The organism is Rosenbergiella epipactidis (genome assembly GCF_018494055.1).
Taxonomy (GTDB): Bacteria; Pseudomonadota; Gammaproteobacteria; order Enterobacterales; family Enterobacteriaceae; genus Rosenbergiella; species Rosenbergiella epipactidis.
The window spans coordinates 32,116-52,390 of the sequence record NZ_JABBFQ010000003.1 but is presented as its reverse complement, the minus strand read 5'-3'; the positions used below and the strand labels follow the sequence as shown (position 1 = coordinate 52,390).

Annotated in this window: 15 protein-coding genes; 11 read left to right on the top strand and 4 right to left on the bottom strand. The window is 45.1% G+C overall.

Annotated features, from left to right (window positions below; all coding sequences use genetic code 11):
• Nucleotides 1–47: 47 nt before the first annotated feature.
• On the bottom strand, nt 48–2,687 hold the full coding sequence (gene tssH / locus HGT71_RS05680; protein ID WP_214216965.1) for a type VI secretion system ATPase TssH: 2,640 nt from the start codon (nt 2,685–2,687) through the stop codon (nt 48–50).
• Between the two features lie 749 nt (nt 2,688–3,436).
• Between tssH and tssF the strand changes: the two genes are divergently transcribed.
• The 10 genes from tssF (at nt 3,437) to HGT71_RS05630 (ending at nt 14,898) form a co-directional block, all read left to right on the top strand.
• Nucleotides 3,437–5,317, top strand: coding sequence for a type VI secretion system baseplate subunit TssF (gene tssF, locus HGT71_RS05675; protein WP_214216964.1), 1,881 nt, complete (start codon nt 3,437–3,439; stop codon nt 5,315–5,317).
• Between the two features lie 35 nt (nt 5,318–5,352).
• Complete coding sequence (tssG, locus tag HGT71_RS05670; RefSeq protein ID WP_214217318.1) at nt 5,353–6,342, top strand: type VI secretion system baseplate subunit TssG; 990 nt, start codon at nt 5,353–5,355, stop codon at nt 6,340–6,342.
• 32 nt (nt 6,343–6,374) lie between these two features.
• Nucleotides 6,375–7,457, top strand: coding sequence for a type VI secretion system protein TssA (locus HGT71_RS05665; RefSeq protein ID WP_214216963.1), 1,083 nt, complete (start codon nt 6,375–6,377; stop codon nt 7,455–7,457).
• A gap of 122 nt (nt 7,458–7,579) precedes the next feature.
• Nucleotides 7,580–8,482 (top strand): fimbrial protein, encoded by a 903-nt coding sequence (locus tag HGT71_RS05660; protein WP_214216962.1) that lies wholly within the window; start codon nt 7,580–7,582, stop codon nt 8,480–8,482.
• 26 nt (nt 8,483–8,508) lie between these two features.
• The gene (locus HGT71_RS05655; RefSeq protein ID WP_214216961.1) at nt 8,509–9,837 is read left to right on the top strand and encodes a GlcNAc-transferase family protein; all 1,329 of its coding nucleotides are present in this window, start codon (nt 8,509–8,511) and stop codon (nt 9,835–9,837) included.
• Nucleotides 9,834–10,430, top strand: a complete 597-nt coding sequence (locus tag HGT71_RS05650) for a hypothetical protein (protein ID WP_214216960.1) — start codon at nt 9,834–9,836, stop codon at nt 10,428–10,430. The genes HGT71_RS05655 and HGT71_RS05650 overlap by 4 nt, the downstream gene beginning before the upstream one ends.
• A 9-nt stretch (nt 10,431–10,439) precedes the next feature.
• Nucleotides 10,440–12,089 carry an OmpA family protein gene (locus tag HGT71_RS05645; RefSeq protein WP_214216959.1) on the top strand — a complete coding sequence of 550 codons (1,650 nt, stop codon included), beginning with the start codon at nt 10,440–10,442 and terminating at the stop codon, nt 12,087–12,089.
• Nucleotides 12,086–12,559: a DcrB-related protein gene (locus HGT71_RS05640; protein ID WP_092678019.1), complete on the top strand. Its 474-nt coding sequence runs from the start codon at nt 12,086–12,088 to the stop codon at nt 12,557–12,559. Before HGT71_RS05645 ends, HGT71_RS05640 begins: the two co-directional genes overlap by 4 nt.
• Nucleotides 12,560–12,730: 171 nt before the next feature.
• Nucleotides 12,731–13,297 (top strand): helix-turn-helix transcriptional regulator, encoded by a 567-nt coding sequence (locus HGT71_RS05635; protein ID WP_214216958.1) that lies wholly within the window; start codon nt 12,731–12,733, stop codon nt 13,295–13,297.
• A gap of 440 nt (nt 13,298–13,737) precedes the next feature.
• Nucleotides 13,738–14,898, top strand: a complete 1,161-nt coding sequence (locus HGT71_RS05630) for an MFS transporter (protein ID WP_214216957.1) — start codon at nt 13,738–13,740, stop codon at nt 14,896–14,898.
• Between the two features lie 974 nt (nt 14,899–15,872).
• Here HGT71_RS05630 and HGT71_RS05625 read toward each other — a convergent pair.
• Nucleotides 15,873–16,757: a LysR family transcriptional regulator gene (locus HGT71_RS05625; RefSeq protein WP_214216956.1), complete on the bottom strand. Its 885-nt coding sequence runs from the start codon at nt 16,755–16,757 to the stop codon at nt 15,873–15,875.
• Between the two features lie 446 nt (nt 16,758–17,203).
• On the opposite strand from HGT71_RS05625, the gene HGT71_RS05620 reads away from it, so the two are divergent.
• The gene (locus HGT71_RS05620) at nt 17,204–17,584 is read left to right on the top strand and encodes a YgiW/YdeI family stress tolerance OB fold protein (protein ID WP_214216955.1); all 381 of its coding nucleotides are present in this window, start codon (nt 17,204–17,206) and stop codon (nt 17,582–17,584) included.
• 77 nt (nt 17,585–17,661) lie between these two features.
• On the opposite strand, the gene lptG is transcribed toward HGT71_RS05620, so the two are convergent.
• Entirely contained in the window at nt 17,662–18,738 is a 1,077-nt protein-coding gene (lptG, locus tag HGT71_RS05615) for an LPS export ABC transporter permease LptG (protein WP_214216954.1), read from the bottom strand.
• A complete protein-coding gene (gene lptF, locus HGT71_RS05610; protein ID WP_214216953.1) occupies nt 18,735–19,805 on the bottom strand; it encodes an LPS export ABC transporter permease LptF in 1,071 nt (356 codons plus the stop codon). The genes lptG and lptF overlap by 4 nt, the downstream gene beginning before the upstream one ends.
• Nucleotides 19,806–20,275: the final 470 nt, after the last annotated feature.

Below are 20,275 nucleotides of genomic sequence, written 5' to 3'. Positions count from 1 at the left end.
CTGATAAAATAAACCGTTATTATCATTATTTTTTATAACTTTTTATTTCAATTAATTATTCTAACTTGATACTTACCTGAAGAAAAATTAAGTTTTAACGTTAAGCCGTATAATTCAGTCTGGTGTTGTAATATCGTTTTACTCAACAACGGCATAATTTCCTGTTCAATAAAGCGAATTAGTGCACGTCCTCCGGCATCTGAAACGCCACATTGACTGATTACCCTTTGTACCGCAGCTGTGCTATAAACAAATGATGCTTGATACTGTGTAAGTAATCGCTGACCAATCTGATTTAAATAGAGTTCAACAATCCGTTTAAGAGAATCTATTTGTAAAGGAAAATAAGGGACCACGGTTACCCTGCCTAAAAACGCGGCAGGAAAAACGTTGAGCAGCTCAGGTTTGAGCTTATTCAATAACGTCTTACTATCTGGCAGTTTTTCAGAATGACTACATTGCTGCATGATCATGTCACTGCCAATATTACTCGTCAGTAATAATATGGTATTTTTGAAGTCTATTTGTCGACCTTCACCGTCTTCCATCTGGCCTTTATCAAATACCTGATAGAAAAGCTCGTGTACATCCGGATGAGCTTTTTCAATTTCATCAAGCAGCACCACACTATAAGGTTTCCTACGTACCGCTTCAGTCAGTACCCCACCGTTACCGTAGCCAACATAGCCGGGTGGCGAGCCCTTTAGTGAAGAGATAGTGTGCGCTTCCTGAAACTCGCTCATATTAATGGTGATTAGGTTTTGCTTACCGCCATACAGGCTGTCTACGATTGCCAGTGCCGTCTCTGTTTTACCGACGCCTGAAGGTCCCACCAGCATAAATACACCCAGCGGTTTGCAAGGATCGGCCAGCCCCGCACGACCTGTCATGATGCTCTCGCTGAGTTGAGAAAGTGCCGCTTCCTGACCGATAACACGCTCACTGAGATGCTGCGGGAGTGTCATAACTTTCTGCACATCATCTTTCAACATCTGTCCAACCGGAATAGCAGTCCAATCGCCGACGATGCGTGCTATTACGTCTTCATTGACTTCAGCATGGACAAGGTGCTCCTCCTGTCGCAGCTGGCTTAATCTATTTTCTTCTGTCGCTAATTGCTTACGAAGACCCTCAGCAACCTCATCATCGCCTTCGGAACTGCGTGCAATAATCTGTTGACGCAGCGCGATGATAGTCTCCGTGGCGTGTTGTTCAGCCCGCCAGCGTTCAGTTAGGTCAGCAATCTTCCCTTCAAGCTCCAGCAGTTCAGCTTTTAGCTGCTCTAGGCGATCACTCTGACCTTTACCAAATTGCCCGGCTTTTTCCAGCAATGACAGCTCTGTTTGACCACTCTGATACTGCCACTGCAGAGTATTAAGTTGCGCAGGCGGGGCGAACTGAGCAATAGCGACACGAGCGCAGGCTGTGTCCAGCAAACTGATGGCTTTATCAGGTAGCTGCCTAGCAGGAATGTAGCGCTGTGACAGTGAAACAGCTGCTTGTGCCGCCTGATCCATAATCCACACGCCATGATGTTTTTCTAACGAGGGGATAAGGCTACGCAGCATGGCAATCGCCCGGGCTTCATCCGGCTCATCGATCTGCAAAACCTGAAAACGTCGCGTCAGTGCAGGGTCTTTTTCGATATGCCGTTTAAACTCACTCCAGGTCGTTGCGCCGATTGTTCGCAACTGGCCACGCGCCAGCGCAGGTTTCAATAGATTGGCGGCGTCGCCCGTTCCTGCATTCCCACCAGCACCGATCAGCGTATGCACTTCATCAATAAATAACACCACCGGTTGTTCAGAGGCGATAGCTTCATCCAGTACAACTTTAAGCCGAGCTTCGAACTCACCTTTCATACTGGCACCCGCTGAAAGAGCCATAACATCTAATGACAGTAAGCGAACGTCACGCAACGCCGGGGGGACGTCGTCCGAGGCAATAGCCTGCGCGAGCCCCTCAACTACGGCCGTTTTTCCTACCCCTGCTTCACCGGTCAGCAGTGGGTTATTTTGTCTACGCCGCAGCAGAATATCCGCCATACTGGCAATTTCGCTCTCACGTCCCAGTACTGGATCGATTTTTCCTTGCCGAGCCAGTTCAGTCAAATCGGTAGTATATTTCGCAAGCGTATCGCTCTCTGATTTTCTGAGCTGCTGCTCGACATCTGCGCGTGCGTCAAGCGTTCTATCGTCCTCACTTTCAGTATCTTCGTCAGATCCATCAGTTATTTCTTTTAGTCTGGTCTGTAGCATCTCTAGGTTGATGCTACCCAGTGTCGGAATGATCCTCAATAGTGCACGTCGTAGTTCACTATGCGATAGCATCGCCAAAATAAGATGCGCGCTGCGGATACGGTTTTGCAAACACTCAAGGCTTGCACATATCCACGCCCTTTCGATCGATAGTTCTATATGCCATGAGAAATCATTAATTGATTGTGCCCCTGATGGTAGCTCAGTTAATGATGTTGCCAGGCTTCGCTCAATCACCTCAGCATCTAGCTCGAAAAACGTAACAATATGACGGAGATCGTTATTTCCTCCGAACCAAAGTTGATTGATCCAGTGAACAAGCTCAATATTTGGGTTGCCACGTAATTTACACAGGCCAGCAGCACTTTCGATAGATGAAAAAAGTGTTCCATTAAGCTTGCTAAATAGGTCTTTCCTCTGGATAGCCACGTCTCTCTTTCCTACTTAGAATTTAATTATCTGTTTAATCTTTAATTAAGCATAACTCACAACGTAAATAAAAATAAATAAAAACCAGCTAACAAAGAGAATGTTTTAATAAAAATCTTATTTTATAAAAAACGAAACAAAATAGTATATTTTCTAATTAGTAAATAGTTTTAATTTATTCTAAGAAAAGAAAATCTAGCCAAAAAATATCAATTATCTATTAAGAAAATATAAATAACATGGTTCCTGACACTTCAGCCCTCAAAAGTTAAGCACCAGACCACAGGTAAAAAAGATATAAATAACCGTCTGTTTTCAATGAATTTTTTGCCAATTTATTTTGTCTCTCCGTTATTTCCCTACAGATAACTCGGCCTTTCCACATCATACTTAACCTTTCTTTTTCACTACAGTGAGCCAAAATCACCTGCAGATTAACTCCAATACAAACTCACCCTTATAGACGCCAACACACTTTATTTCCCATAGCGAAATAATTTATTAATTTTACCAAAATCGAAAGCCTTTAATATTCAAAGAGTTTTCAAAATAAAAACAAAATTAAATAACGAATTAATTCAAGGACTATTTAAATATTGAAAACCCCGTATTATACTCTTCAATATCGAGGATTAACTAAAATAAGATGCAAATATAAGCTCACTTTTTGCGTGTATTTGCAATGCTGCCATCCTCCTGCTGATTATATACGCTTTCTACATCACACTTATTTTATATTCGGGGTCTACATGGATCAAAAATTCTTAGATAGTTACAATACAGAATTGACATTCATGCGTGAGATGGCGAATGAGTTTGCCGAAAAGCACCCGAAAATTGCCGGTCGCCTCGGCATGCATGGTATTGACGTCGCCGATCCCTTTGTAGAACGTCTGATCGAAGCATTCTGTTTCATGTCTGCGCGGACTCAACTAAAGCTCGATTCTGAATTCCCCCGTTTTACCCAACGACTACTTGATATTATTTATCCTAATTACACCGCACCGGTTCCTTCAATGGGCGTGATTCAGATACAGCCCAACCTAAAGGAAGGGGATCTCACACGAGGATATTCAGTCCCGCGTGATAGCACCTTTTATACACCGATCGCGGCAGGAGAAGTCACACGCTGTGAGTTTCGTAGCGGCCAAGAGGTTAAACTGTGGCCACTAAAAATTACGGATGCGCGTTTAACCTCATTGCCACCGGACATGCCTCATCTAGAGCGTTACAATATTCCGGTGGCACCGCTAAAAAGTGCGTTACGAATTAAGCTCTCGTTGCCTGATGATATTACCTTTGCCCAACTCAATGGGCTTGAGCGTCTGCCCCTTTATATTGATGGTGATGAGCGGATCGTTTCACATATTTTTGAGTTACTACATGCGGGACAGGTGGCGATGATTGTCCGCTCCGGCCGGGGGAATGACGTGACTGACAGTATCGTCAGCCACAACCCGCTGGCCTTTGAAGGCCTATCAACCGCACATAATCTCCTGCCGGTCGCATGGAATATGTTCCATGGCCATAATCTGGTACAAGAGTACTTCTCCTGTCGTAAACGATTTTACTTTTTCTCCCTGACTCAGCTTACTGACGGACTGATAAACAATCACACCTCTGAAGCAGAAATCATTATCCTATTAAACCGCCATGCATCACACTTGACCGAACACATTTCCGCATCCCGCTTCTTACTGCACTGTACACCGGTCATTAACCTGTTTCCCAGACGCCTAGACAAGCTTGAAATTAATCAACGTTCAAATGAGTTTCACGCAACGCCGGACCGCAGCCGGCCGCTTGATTTTGAAGTCCATTCCATTCATAAAGTCTTTGGTCAGCAGGCAGAAAATAGCAGCGAGGTAGTTTTCAATCCGCTTTATCAAACTCGTCATAGTACCCCAGGTAACTTTGGGCGCTACTTTTCCACGCTACGTAAGCCGCGCCAAACCAACAGTAATGCTCGTAAGTACGCAACCCGTACGCCCTATTCTGGTACCGAGGTGTTTGTTTCATTGGTGGATCAAAAAGAGGCTCCCTGGCAGGACACTATTCGCTACCTGTCAATTGAGGCACTCATTACCAACCGCGATTTACCGCGTCTGATCTTAGCGGACGGTAATTTCTCGTTAAGCATGCCAGATTCCGCGCCGGTTGAGGGAGCCCGATTTGTATTTCAACCCAGCGCCCCCCGCTCACCGTTCGCTCAAGGCGAGTCAGCTTGGCGACTCATTCGCCAGCTCAGCTTTAACTACCTCCCTCTTTCGGATATGCCTCACCACGAAGGTGGCGCTTCACTGCGCAATATCCTGCGCCTGTTTGTTAGCGATTCAGATAACGAATCAATCAAGCAAATAGACGCACTGGTAGGCTGTCATAGTACCCCAGTCATTCGCCGTCTTCCGGGGAAAGGACTACTAATTTACGGGCGAGGGGTACGCTGCGAACTGACCATCGATGAGGAGAGTTTTTCCGGTATCAGTCCGTATCTCTTTGGCATGATAATGGAAAACTATCTTGCTCGACATGCTGCGATAAATGTTTTTACCGAAACAGAACTACGCTCAATGCAGCGTGGAGTGGTAGGACAGTGGCAGGCTCGTCCGGGACAGCGAGGTATCCTGTGACCGTTCGCGATACCCACTCTCTAAGCCAAAAGTTTATGACTAACCGCGCGAACGATGATCTCAGCATCGGTAGTGGCTTTATTCCGCTGCTTCGCAAGCTTGCCGCCCGCTCTCCGGGGATGCCAGTGCCAGGAAGCGCTCGCCTACCTACACAAGAAAACTTTCGCCTAAGCCAGAAGGCGCATATGAACTTTGCGCCCCGTGAGATAGCCTCTCTGAGCCAGACACAAGGCAAGACCGATATAGAACTTTTCGGCCTTGGCGTATGGGGACCTCAGGGAGCCATGCCACTGCATCTGACCGAGTTAGCCTATACCCGAGCAGAGTCGCATGATGATACGCTGAACGCCTTTGTCGATATTTTTCATCACCGCGCCCTAGCGCAATTCTGGCGTGCATGGTTCGTTTCCCAAGATACCGCCTCTCTTGATCGCCCTGACGAAGAACGTTTCTCATTTTACGTTGGGAGCTTGGCAGGTATTGATCCCCATGAATTGCTCGACAGCGCCCTGCCGCTGCATCCAAGACTCTCCTCTGCAGCCCATCTGATTCGTGAGTCACGCAATCCTGAAGGCCTGATCGGCGCACTTCACTATTACTTTGATGTACCCGTTCAGATACAGGAATTCGCCAGTCAGTGGATAACCCTTGAAAAAGCAGACTGTACCCAGCTCGGCATTATGAATGGCTCGTCCAGTCTGGGTGACGGTGCGATTTTAGGCAGTATGATTGTCGACAGGCAGCATAAATTTCAGCTTATCTTCGGGCCTCTCAGTCTGGAACAGTATTTGTGCTTTAGCCCAAGCGGCGACGATCTACCGGTACTCCGTGAATGGGTAAGGAATTTTGTAGGCTTCGAATATGCCTGGGAAGTCAGCCTGGTCTTATCCGCTGAAGAAGTGCCCTATGCATCACTCGGTGAGACACATCAATTGGGCTACACCAGCTGGCTGACACGCAGTGATAAATCCACTGCGCTGGCCGGAATGAGTTTTGATCCAGAAGCACAGGCTAACTGGGCCTGACCATCACTTTCTATTTCTGAGACAGGAGCGACATGTTGCCGACCTTAACTTACCCCTGCCCTGACTGGTATCAGCCACTCCTTCAGCCCATTACTGGTCCTTCCCCCTGTGGGGAAAGTCTGGAATATGATCCGGCATTTTTAATGCTACAGGGACGGCTTCAGCCACGACTTGGCGCCGAATATGGAGATTTTGTTGAGGCTATCGATCCCGTCAACTGGGCCGATGTTGAACGTGAAGCACGCACGTTGCTGTTAAAAAGTAAGGATGCACGCCTGGTTATTGTGCTAATGCGCTGTCGGTTGCACAGCATCGGTTTGGCAGCCCTCAATGAGGGGCTTAACGCTCTCCTTCACCTGGTTACGCAATGGCCGCAAGAGTTTCATCCATTACCGATGGATGAGGAAGAGTACGTCCCGCTCCTGCGAGCCAATGCTTTTGCTGAGTTGGGTTCACCTGAAGGTTATTTAGCCGACTTACGCCTCAAATCGCTACCAAAGACGAGTGGTTTGCAGCTAACCGTTAGGGACGTTGAGCGCGCGCTTACCGGTCCGACTGATGAGCATACACAGAGCGAAATGACGGTAAAAGCGATTTTACAAACGTGGCAGAACGAGCCCTCCATCGTTTCGCTACGACTCGCCGCTGAACATTTAAGGGCATTAAAGACAATTCTTGATCACAGCTTGGGCAATGATGCACCCGACTTCTCTGCACTAACCTCTCTGCTAGCCCTTTTTGCCAGCGATACTGGCATCGATCCATTAAAAAAAAATCAGCCTGTCTTGCCAGAGACGGACGGCCCGATGCACTTACCCGAGCCACCAAGCGCTGCACTCCTGCCAGATCCACTCCCCCAGGCAGACGAGCGACCCTTATCCTTAGTGAGTACAGCTACGACGGCATTATCCGCGCCAGCTATCAACGATCGGGGGGAAGCCTTACGTCGACTGGATCAACTGCGTAGCTGGTTCACCGAGACAGAACCCAGCTCACCCGCGATTTTACTGCTGACTCTTACCGAATATACCGTCGGGAAAAGTTTTCTTGAGCTGTTGGATATCTTACCCCCGGAGCTTATCGCTAATTTAAAATCTTTACAGGACATAGCATAATGCGACTGATTTCTAAACTGTTTATCACATGCAATTTTATTGCACTGCAGCCCTGTCTGGCTGAGTGTCCCTTTATAAAAGATAATTTTCCAGCGTCCTCTATACCTGGCTATCCGTACTTTTTGACCATACCAGCTCAAACTATTCGTGTCGATGCAGATACGCCTGCCGGTGCGTCCATCGGAACAATAAGTATTTCTGGCTCAGGGCATAATGACGTTTATTATGACTGTAAAAATCAAGCGTTATATACTTACGGTAAAACGCTCAATACTTCAGGCCTTACTCCTCTCGCTAATAATACTTTTGCCGTTGCCGATACCGGTGTTTCAATCAAACCGTCAGTCATCTTACAGGGTCGAGCAGGCCTTTTTCCTTCCTCACCCGGCACTATTCCGCCGTCTGGCGCTTATGTTGTGTTCCCTTATATCACACAGTTTTCAGTAGAACTTTACAAGATAGGCGCTCAACTCAACCTGCGTAATCCACTGGGCGATATCATTATTCCTGCTACCAGCGATTTTATCCACCAGTGGATAAACAGCGATACCCCGGGCGATAACAGACCTATTACAGTAAACATCGGTGCGATAAGTATTGTAAGTACCCCAGTGTGTAAAACCGATTCATCAGTGAAAGATGTGCCGTTCGGCAGCGTTACAGAGACCTCGCTCAACAATGGAATCAAACGTAATCTTAATTTCGCGCTTCAGTGCCAGACCGATTTCGGTACTTTCAATGCAATCGCAAGTATAAACGCCAGTAAGCGGACACCGGATAACAAGTATATTACGGTAACCGATTCCGCTGGAAATACGGACAGACTCAAGATCGGTATTACAGACAGTCAAGATAAAACGATGAACGTTGATGGGAGTTCATCTGAATCCAAGAACAACATTTACAACAATAATTCTGCACAGTTTAACTGGAGTGCCACGCTATTGCGCGCCTCACCGACTTCACTTTTACCCGCAGTGGGTAATTTTACCGCCCAGGCTGAAATTACTTTTCAGATAAATTAACCATTGTAGAAGCAGTGATTAAACAGATGAAAACTTCAGACAGCACCATTTTTGTGAATATTGCCAGCTACCGCGATCCGGAGCTGTGCCCCACCTTACATAGCCTGATTCGCTCCGCGAATAAGCCGGAAAATTTACGCATTGTTATCTGCTGGCAGGATGACGGTGATATTCAGCCATTTCTTGATGCAGGTCTGGTACTGATGACTCAATCAGAACGGCTTTATCAATTCAGCTACGGTGGCGTACAGCTCGAGGTTATTGCTGTTGACTATCTAAAAAGCGAGGGGGCTTGCTGGGCACGCTATCAGGTAGATAAATGCTATCAACAGGAAAGCTATTTACTACAGATTGACTCGCACTGCCGATTTATTACTGGTTGGGATAGTGAGATGATCGCTATGCTTGAAAGCTTGCGTGAGCAGAGTGCAAAACCGGTGCTTTCCGGCTATCCTCCTGCCTATACGCCAGGCAAAAACGAAGATCGCCAAGATTATCTATCACGTCTGGTATTCAACGGCTTCAGTAAAGAAGGTATTGTCGCTCAGCACTCTACACAATTCACGTCCGAAACCCCCATTAGGAGCGCCTATATTGCCGGTGGCTTCATTTTTGCCGACGGTCACTTCGTCACCCACGTACCTAACGATCCTGCTATTTTCTTTATCGGGGAAGAGTTCAACCGCGCAATGCGTGCTTGGACGCATGGTTACGACGTCTGGACCCCGCATCGGGTTACCCTCTGGCATTACTATCAACGCAAAAATGTGCCGAAAGTGTGGGACGATCACTCAAACGAAGCGAAAGAAAAGGGGCTGATTGATACCGTATGGTGGCAACGCAATCAGGCTTCGACGTTGCACGTTCGGCGCCTGCTAAACGCTGATGACACAGAGACCTTCGCCCAACCGTGGGGCTTGGGCCGTCAACGTTCGCTGCAGGAGTTTCAGTACAGGATTGGTATTGACCTTATCGGACAGCGTGTTCATCCGGATATCTGGGGAACGGAGAAAGTAAGCTGGTTCACTAAACTTCCCGACGACCAGCAGGAATGGTTACAGAGTTTACGCTTTTTCCATGATAAAACCCTCTCGTTAAGCCGAGATGAAATCAATATTTCGCGTAGCGACATTGTCTGGTGGCACATTGGTGTCTATAGCCAGGATAAGCGCCCGGTGATGTTGCGCCGCTATTCTCCAGAGGCGTTTTGCCGACTAATCACCCATACAGATCAGCAATCCAGCCAGCTTACGCTGCGCTTCGATACCCGTAATAGTTCCCTTGCCAACACAGTACGTATCTGCGCCTTTACCGACCGGAACGAATGGGATGATGTGCTGGAGAAGAGCTGGTGAAATATTTAACAGTTTTCGACGAAATCATTGCCACCTGCGCTCTGGTTTCGCTACCGACTATTATTCCCTCATTGATGGAGTATCAGTATCAGCTGAAATATCGCATAGAAATCCTATGCAGTGACTTAAGGCAAAAGGGATACTCTGACGATATTGTCGATGCCCTGTGTCGTTTAAGTTGTCATGCCCTCGATCTCAATACTCAGCGTAATCTGCAGCAGCAGGGGTTGAGCTGGCAGGGTTATGAGCTTGAGAATCTATTTTATGGCTCGGGTGATGACCCCTTTTTTACCGAGCAACATGCTGAACTGCTGGTTCATCAGACCCGAGGGGAACTGACCATAGCCGTACGTCGGCTATTTTCACTGTCCTCATTTCCCTATCCGGATACGCTACGGGTTGCCGTCCAACATCCTGTTATCGGCATAGATGAGTTATCAGCATCTACCACTGTTTCACAGGACAACATTGCAGCATCAAGCCCTACAAGCGCTTTGCTCTGGCACGATGTCCTTTGGTCAGCTAAAGCGTTTATCCCGATCATTACCTGCCTGATAGCGGTCTGGCTGGGCTGTTATTTCTATCTCTATTGAGGACTTTACATGCGCAGGATATGGCTTCGCTTTTCCCTATTTATAATCACTTCAGCTTTCCTGCTCTGCTTTGGACTGACACTGCTGCCAGCCCTGCAAAAGGAGTGGCTGTTAATGCCAGTGATGGTGTCATTGGCCATCGTCCTGGTTATCCTGCATGGCTATAGCATACTGGCAATACCCCATAATACTGTCAATCGACCGCTGTTACCAAGGTTTGTCGCAGTAGAAAAACCGGTAATGCTGATTATTGGTCCCTATGCTGCAAAGTGGTTTCGACAGTACGGCAACGGGGACGACAGTCGTTTCAATCACCAGCTAGTATGGCTACTGGTAAACGACGCCAAAACGTTCGAGCTGCGCCTTGAGAGGATCCGCCAAGTTTCACCCAAGGCTCGTGCCATAGTGTTTTTTCCTCTACTTCCTGACGTAGAAGATAGCGCAGCACAAATAAAGACAAAAATTTCGCAATGGGAACAACAGCTCAACAGCGTGCTCGCGCATTATTCTTTACCTGCGGTACTTGCTGTCTATGCGCGGCTGAGTAGTGTAAGCGGCGAGAGCCAACAGGTCACGGAAAGATGGCTGAGTGATATTGCTATTGATACACAGCTGGCATTTAGCCCTGAAGAAGCCATATGTCAGCTCAGTGCGCGCATCGATAGCACTCCTATCTCTACCCCACAAGATGTTCAACGGGCCGTCATAAGCAAACAGCTGTTGGTATGGTTGACTGAGAGCGGGATCACCCAGTGTTTGGCCCGCGTATTTTCTCCTGCCTCACTGAGACTCAATCAACTCATGCTGTGTGATTGCAGTGGGGGGTTTCATCGCCATGGTGCATGGTCATCATGGCTAGCAAAGCGCTATGCACTGTTACCTGCTGTGAGCTCTCGCACCGCAGAACCTTCACTTCCGGTGATCAAACTTAAACCACAGCCTGGCCATAAGCCTGAGCGAGCTGCTGTCCGAGAAAAAGCCCATGTTCTGCGGTGGAGCCAGCTACTGGTGACGATAATACTGGCGGCATCGCTTCTCATTACCACTGTTTCAATTCATCAGCAACAGCAACAATTTCGCCTTAACATACAGCGAGTTCTGAATCCGTTAGACGATCTTTCTGCCGTTAAATTACAAGGACGGATCATGCAGCTGCAGGCACTATATACCGACTGGTTGCCCTGTACGGAGATCCCCGAGATGCGCACCTGGGGGCTGTCATCCTGCGCCGGCTTTCTTGCTGCCATAAACCAGCGTACGGCCATCCTGACCACATTGCCTTCTTATAGCACGCAGCAGTGGCGGGATCCCTTATTTAACTCCGGTAGTTCAACGTTATTACCTCAGGCTATCCCCCAGCTGGAGGCGATAGCAGAGCTAATTCGGACTCATCCACAGCGAAAGGTCGTGATCACTGGCCACGCAGACAACATCGGTAGCAAACGAATCAATGACGTCATTGCTGCCCGGCGCGCCAAGGCCGTGGCGCAATGGCTAACGCAGCACGGCATCGATCCCTCCCTATTGATCACCCAAACTGCAGGCGCAGAAGAGCCTATTGCCCCCAACGACAATGCGCAGGGACGCCAGGAGAACCGTCGGGTAGACGTCATCATCCTGCCCTCTGCAGAAATAACGAAGGAGTTCACTACCCTATGAGTAACAGCCCCTATGATTACCACCTCTACGAAGGTAGCTTCTTAACCCCCCGTCCAGTACTGGACAGAAGTGTCAACCTGCTAATGTTTCGCGACGATGGGAATAAAGAGTACCAAATCGTAATCAACCGCGTGTTGCTGCCAGAGGGGAAAGAGGTTGAAGCATGGTGTGAAGAAGAAATGGAAAAGCTACGTAATAAACTTCCCGGTTTCAACATCGAAGGGAAGTTGCTTAAACATGAAATCGGCCCAGCCAAAATACCGATTGTACAGGTGGCTAACCGCCACCTTCATGAAGGTAAAATAAAAAAACAGATTCAATCGATAATGCGTTTACCAGAAGATACCGTACACAATCCACTTAACCGGGAGATGATAATATTCACCCTGATATCTGAAGGTGAATTTACAGAATATCAGCGAAAACATTATGTGCAGGTTATTAACAGCTTTACGCCAAAGATTGGTTAATCCTAGAAGTGATATTGACGATTAATTCAATTCTCCATGCAGAGTAAAACACATTCAATAACCTAAACATATCGATATCAATCCGTTATCGCTTAGCGAATAGAGCATAAACATCGCAGGCCTTACCGCCTGCAATGTTAGTGCCAATGGGATTGATATAAGGAGATACCTATGCCATCAATTTCAGTCTGTTCAGAAAATCAATTTTATAATTTGGGAATCTGCTACCTCATCAATGACGTGAAGGACGATCGAGGTAATTGTCTAGGCGGCCAAGTAGACGCCAATAGAGATCAGAAAAAGAGTATACTATTCTATGAGGATCTGGCGATAATTAACCCCGTGGAAAATAAATTCGAGCGCCATCCCTTTCTTGTATTTATTATCTTTAGTACAAAAGACCTTTTATTATCTGAAATAAAGACTTTACTTTCATCTATTGTTGATATTTCACAGCGGAGCAGAAGGGAGAACACCCATCTTAATAAAATAAAAGAAATTCTACCATCAGGGGTTGAACAACTAACATTCCATGAGATGAAAATAATTAAACTTCTGGCCAAAGGTAATAGCATCTCCACGATTGCCAAAATAATGAACTGTAAAAATAGCACTATTTATACGCATCGCAGGAATATTTTAAGAAAAACACGTACCGCGAACAGGCAGAAGCTAAATAAAATTATTCAGGTGCTAAAAAACTATGATACAAAATATTCAAATATCATCTTACTCTAATAAGGTTATACTAAATATCCATAGGGACGGCGCCCCTGTATTTTTTCCGCCGAGAACGATATTCTTGTGAGTATTCTGTTCATTGCCCGGTGCAATGGTGATTTTTGCCCCTGCACCTTCCCCTTCTCATCCTGCGGGTCGTAACTTTTTTGGCTGGTCATACCTCAGATAACGATTGATATTTTCGGGGACAACGACCCCTCTTCAGGAACAGCATGCATTCATTGTGCAAGCTGAATACATCCTCCCCAGCCCTTTTAGCCTATTTTTTCGGGAAATATCTAATTATGGCTTAGGAAGCGCAGCATAACCGAGCGTAAACCTCCATACTGATAATAATTCCCCAGTTTATTTTGCAACCTAGGTGAATTATCAATTTTTACACTCAACTCAATTATCACTATGCTAAGGGCATTATTATCGCGTACAGGGGGAGTAATATGCTTCAGGAAAAACAAGGTAGCAACTCGCGACTCGCGACTCGTTTAGCCTTTTTTATCGCAGGATTTGTTACGGCCACTTGGGCGGTTCTCGTTCCCTATGCTCGCGCGAATACTGGCGTCAATGATGCGACCCTAGGCTCGCTATTATTATGTTTAGGCATTGGGGCATTAATTACCATGCCAACGACTGGGGCGCTTACCAGCCAATTTGGTTGTCGGAAAGTGATTATCGCAGCGATGGCTTTAATTATTTTGGTTATTCCACTGCTGGCGGTGATCACTGACCCCATCTTACTGGGATTGGCGCTGCTCCTATTTGGTATTGGCGTTGGTATTACAGACTGTGCGATGAATATTCAAGCAATTCTGGTTGAAAAAGAGTCTTCTATTCCCTTAATGTCCGGTTTTCATGGGCTTTACAGCGTCGGCGGTATTGCAGGGGCTGGATTAATGACGTTTCTTTTAGCGCTAGGGATCAATGTTACTCTTGCGACCGTTGTCATCATTCTTTGTGTCGTGATCCTTGCCGCCTTAAGCTATCCTGGCTTATTGGCCTACGCCAACCCGAAAGAAGGCCAGGCCTTTGCTATGCCTCGCGGGATTGTCTTGTTGCTCGGTGTCGTCTGTTTTTCGGTATTTTTGACCGAAGGGACCGTATTGGACTGGAGTGCGGTGTATCTTACGCAAGTTAGAGCGATGCCAGAATCCTTGGGTGGATTGGGCTATACCTGTTTTGCGGTGGCAATGACACTTGCCAGATTGACGGGTGATAAAGTCGTAAAATATTGCGGTCGATTAAAGGTCGTGGTAGTAGGCGCGATGATCGCTGCACTGGGATTGGCAATGGTAACTTTTATTCCGCTTTGGTATCTCTCACTGATTGGTTATGCCTTAATCGGTGCGGGATGTGCCAATATTGTGCCTGTGATGTTCTCCGTTGTCGGTGAACAAAAAGTGATGCCACAAGCGGTAGCAGTCCCTGCAATGACCACATTGGGCTATGTTGGCGTGTTAAGTGGACCAGCTATTATCGGTTATGTTGCTCACTTTAGTTCGTTATCCATTTCATTCTCTCTCATTATGTTGCTGATGCTATTTGTCGGGGCAATCTCTTTTAGGCTGAACTTGGATCAAACCGGCTCGTCTAGGGAGAAATAACAGAATAGGATAGCAGCTGGGCTTGGCGCATAACATTAAGCCCATTAGCTGATGAGGTATTAAGTGAGCCAAGAGGGGAACACCTGCAGGTCAGGGCTCAACGAGACGCTGGTATTGAAAGCTTTGCGCGGTATAAATTTATCTGTCAAGGTTGAGATCTTCAGTCATCACGACTTGATAGCCCCACAACGGGAGACTTTCTCTATTGTCCCGATCGACCTAGTCGATGTTAATCAAGCTTAGATAAAAAGCTTGCAACCAGTTCTTAACGCTAACTCTTCAACTATAAGGCAACCACGAGGAAAACATCGTTCCTCTCTGTAGCACCTTATAGTCAATGAGAGCTATAGCAAGAGACGATTATGAAATATTAGATAAATTTACTATTAGCAATCGTTGACATTAGGCTACTTAATTTCATATTGAAACCTTTTTTATAAAATAATAGGATTAAATCATAATGAATTATGACATCCTTGATAAAATACTACAGAAGTAGTGATCTAAGTCGGTACAGAGCAATTCATTAATAAATAATATCGTAACTTTCTGACAATGCTACCCGATTTTTTGACTCATAAACTGCTCAACAATCATCTTCGTATAGTCATTCCAATTTACCCATAGCATTACCTCAATGTTGTCAACGATAACATTGAGGACCGTAAGTATCCTTAGCTTTACGAATAGCACTGTCAGTCGCAGAACAGGTATAACAATTAAAATTAAGCCAAGCCACGAGATAATCTACAAAGCACTAAATTAATAATTTGGCAGCACCACATAGAATAAATAACCATTCTGGATATTGTAAATATAGCTTGTGTCACTCCGTTTCATAGTAATATACACAACACCATTCCCTAATAAAAGGTCCTATTTTGGAAATTTACTTTTCCTAATCGGAAAAGTAAATAAAGGAGAAAGGTATGTTTATTAAATGAGAATCCAGAATACTCTAAATTAAGTTTAAATCAATATACTCCACACCCTTCTTTCCACTTATACTCTATATATTTCAAAAACTCTGTAAGCTCTTTTTTGAAGTAAGGCCTTTCTTTCCATACTAGATAGTAGTTAAGATCTTTCATTTCCCATTCACTCAATATCACCTTAATCTTTTTCATTTTGACTAATTGTCGTATATGGATGAAAGGGATCCCCACAAGCACACACCCCTTTTCTAAAACCATTTTTAATGATTCCTCAATCGACGATAAGTGTAATCCATCATTGATAAATTTATAAGAATCTCCATTTTTTATTAATTCAATATCATATTCAGATTCATTAGATATGAAATATATAGTAGAAAAATCCTTCAAATCATCAGGCGTTGAAATAGCTACATTTTTGTCCATATCTGCACTACAACAAATGACTCTCTTCACTGGGTGAAGTTGCCTATGTATTGCCAAGGGATAGCCTGATTTTCGATTTGTAATAAATAGTTCATCAATGTCCAAACTATCCATACTTTCTTTTCTCTCAATTACAGATATATCAATATTCGGCTTATTCCTACAATACTCATAACACCAATCAATCAAAAATGACTCAATAAAGCGATGAGGTGTAGATATCTTTAGAGTAGATTTTGATGACTTTAACTCATCAATGAATCGTTGGAATTCATTGGTAATTAATAGTGATTTCTCATAAGCAACTTCCCCCACGGGAGATAATTTTATACTACGCGTGGTTCGTTCAAATAAGGTCATTTGCAAATAACTTTCTAGACGCGTTAGCCTCTTACTTATTGATGAAACGCTCATTCCCATTTGCGATGCGGTCTTCGAAAGGCTTTTGGTTTCTGCGATTGAAATAAAAATCCAAAAATCCTTAAGGTAAAACTTCATTTTATTTTATTCCTGACATTTATCTAAAACTGAGTTGCAATATATTCAAATATAAAAAAACGGTCAACACAGTATCAGTAAAAACAGATTTTCCAAATTGGAATGTACTATTTATTGCTTATAAATAAACAACTTGAGGAGTAGTGCTAGTTATTTTTGCATAAAGTTAATAATGATTTTTATTCAAACTAGATAGAAATTATTTACTTTTTATCAAAATTAACCGGTTGATTGAAGTAGATAGAGGAGTTTCAAGAAGTCAATATAAACCTCGAGCTTAATTTTGGGTGGTGAAGAAGCGCTTAGAGGGCATTGAAGAGCCCTAGGTTCAGATTTTTACAGCAATCAGTCGCGTCGATCACAAAAGTAAAAAAGAATTGAGAAAGTTTAAAATTTTGTTACAAGTCACTGCTATCCTTTTTGTACAACTCAATGAGGAGATAGACGTGAGAAAATTATTGTTATTATCATTGTTGACGAGTTTGACCCTTCCTGTCTTTGCACAGCAAGCGGGCTTCACCGGCCCTGGAAGTGAAGAGCAACAACAAGGGGGGTTCAATGGTCCGCACAAGACTTTCACGGTAGCTCAGTCTAAGACCCTGCAAGACGATGCTAAGGTTACGCTTCAAGGTAAAATCACTAAAAAGATTAGCCATGAGCATTATGAATTTATGGATAGCACAGGAACGGTAGTCGTCGAAATTGATGACCATAAATGGATGGGGCAATCGGTATCACCGAATGACACTGTAAGACTTGAGGGTGAAGTCGATAAAGATGGGAACAAGGTCGATATCGATGTGAAAAAAGTTACCTTAGTTAAATAAGGGTGTTAGACGCCTCACCGCAAAATACAGTGAGGCGTCTCTAAAAAGCATTCCACGTTTTATCGAAACACTCTTCCCTACTTCTTTTTATTGAAACGATAGACCAACACCATAGAAGTGACCAACATCAGGATCGGGGGCACAACCACCGCGATTAACGGTGGGATAGCGAAGATCAATCCGAGGTTAATACATATCTGATAGATGATATAAGTGACCAATCCGACTATCACTCCTAACGATAGCCGATTACCCATTCCTGTATCACGGGCGTTAACAAAGGTGAACGGTATGATCAGCAATACCATGGCCAATACCAAGATAGGCCGCCCCAATTTTTGCCATAATGCGGAACGATATTCCATAGAAGGCTGAGCGGTGTCCTTTAAATAATGAATATAATTCTTCAATTGCGGAATTGAATAGCTCTCAGTGGATAATTGAAGTTGCTTTAAGTTATTAGTGTTAAAGATAGAGTGCCAAGCCATGGTTGTTTGTTGGCTTGTAGACTGCCCTTCTTCCTGCCATTGCGTATGTCTTACGTTATGCAACGTCCACACATTATTCTCACCGTAGCTCGCCGACTCAGCGAAGAGGTAATTCTTCATCGTTAAATCACTGTTGTAATCAAAGATCTCGATATTCTGTGGTTGCCCACTTTTATCGAGGTGGTCGATACGGACGAACTCTTCCCCTTGCTGACCCCAAATCGTCTTGTTTTTAAGATCGCTGTCTTGGCTCTCTGCCAGCGCCGTCTCTTTACGCACTTGCGCTTGCTGCTGTAGGGGGGAGGCTACCCATTCGTCAACCACGGCCAAGGACGCTGTGAACATCGCTCCGGAAATGAGTACTACAATTGCAATGCTGAAAATAGAGAAGCCAGCACAACGTATAGCCGTCAGTTCCATATTTTTAGACATATTCCCCAAGCCAACAATGCCCCCTAATAAGGCGATAAAGGGGCTTAAATTGACTAAGCAGCGAGGGATGAGTAAGACAACGACTAGCAGTGCTTGCCCCCAGCTATAGGTAGTAGAAACATCTTCGAGTTCCGAGATAAAGTCAAAAAGCGTGAACAGCGGGACGAGCAGAAGCGCCGCCGCGAAATAGCCGATGAATAAATGGCGGATTAAATAACGCGAGAAGATATTCATTTAAACCACTTCTTTAATAGTGAAGAGTCTCTGACCCAAAAATATAGATTACCGAGTAACATCACCCAAGATACTAACCATACCCCGATAACAGGGGGCAGCATTCCGTTACTCACCAGAGTCCGACAAATATTGCCGGCAAAGAAGATCACAATAAATACGAGGGCTAGAGGGAGCAGTACTGAAAAACGGCCCTGACGAGGACGAACCCGACTCAGTGGGATTGCCAGTAATGTCATCAACACCGCATTAATCCCACGTGTCTGGCGCCACTGCCGTTCGGCAATATCGGATAGATCACGCGAGCGATCCAGTGTCTGCATTGATTTCGCTTTACTACGGACTCCCTCATCATCAGCCGCTGGCTTCAAGTTGATGGCTAAATTACGATAGGTTTGTTGGCTATCGTTATTCGAGCCGTGTTCAAAGGTATAGGCTGAACCTGACTGTAAGTGAGCTATAGGGTTCTGCGGCCGGGTATTATCAATGCTAGCAACTTGCGAGCGGAACACTTTGGTTACACCTTTATCAGTGGTGTAGATAAAGGTATTCTTTATATGGTTATCGGATGGCGTAATGGTCTGAGCATGAACCATGGTGCCGTCGTCCTCAATATTAAATTTATTCGCTTGTAAGTGACTCACATCGAAACTGGATTGCGACTGCTGCATCAATTGATCAATATGCGCGTAGGCCCAAGGTCTGCCATACATGGAAAGTATGGCGCATGCGATTCCGACCGGAATCGCCAGTAATAAAACACCGCGATACAATCGTAAGGGTGAGATGCCCGCCGCCAAAGCCGCGGTGATCTCTGAGTCACTATAAAGTTGTCCTAAAGAGATTGCTGTTGCCACGTAGAGGCCTATCGGTAACAACATTTCCAACGCAATTAATGCCTTATAAAAGACGATAACAAACACCGCTTTTAGCGCAAGGGTCCCATTCGCCGCATCAGTGAGGTAACGTTGAGCGGAATAAATAGTGAATATAAAAATTAAGAAACCGACAATCATCAAGACGACGTTGCGCGTTTCTTTCATGACATAACGCTCAAACAAATACATAACCTGACATTAACCCCGCAGTACGCTCTCAATACGAGTAAATTTCTATTCATCCTCCCCCAGCCACTAAGGGTGGGTAAAGGCTGACTGATCAATGAATGTTAACACATAGCGAATCAATGAACCGTTCAACTTAACCATTATACTGTTACAAGAATAAAAAAAAGATCGATAAACGGCGTTTACTTTATGCTTGCAGATTCGTCAGGTTGTCAGCCGCGAGTAAGGGGCTCTGGAGATCTGTCGCGCTGGTCTACAATAGGGAAGCTTAACAATACAGTGTGAATGCTTTATCATGCTGCAGTCGAAATTGAAGCGGCAATGCCTTTGTGACACTGAGATAACATTTAAGTGCATGGTAAAAAGGATCGCATCACTCCTTCATTTCCAATTGGGATCCCTCCGCCATCAGCGTTGCGAATAATCCACCTTGTTAGATTGGCCTGAAGAAGTCATACCTAATCGCTATT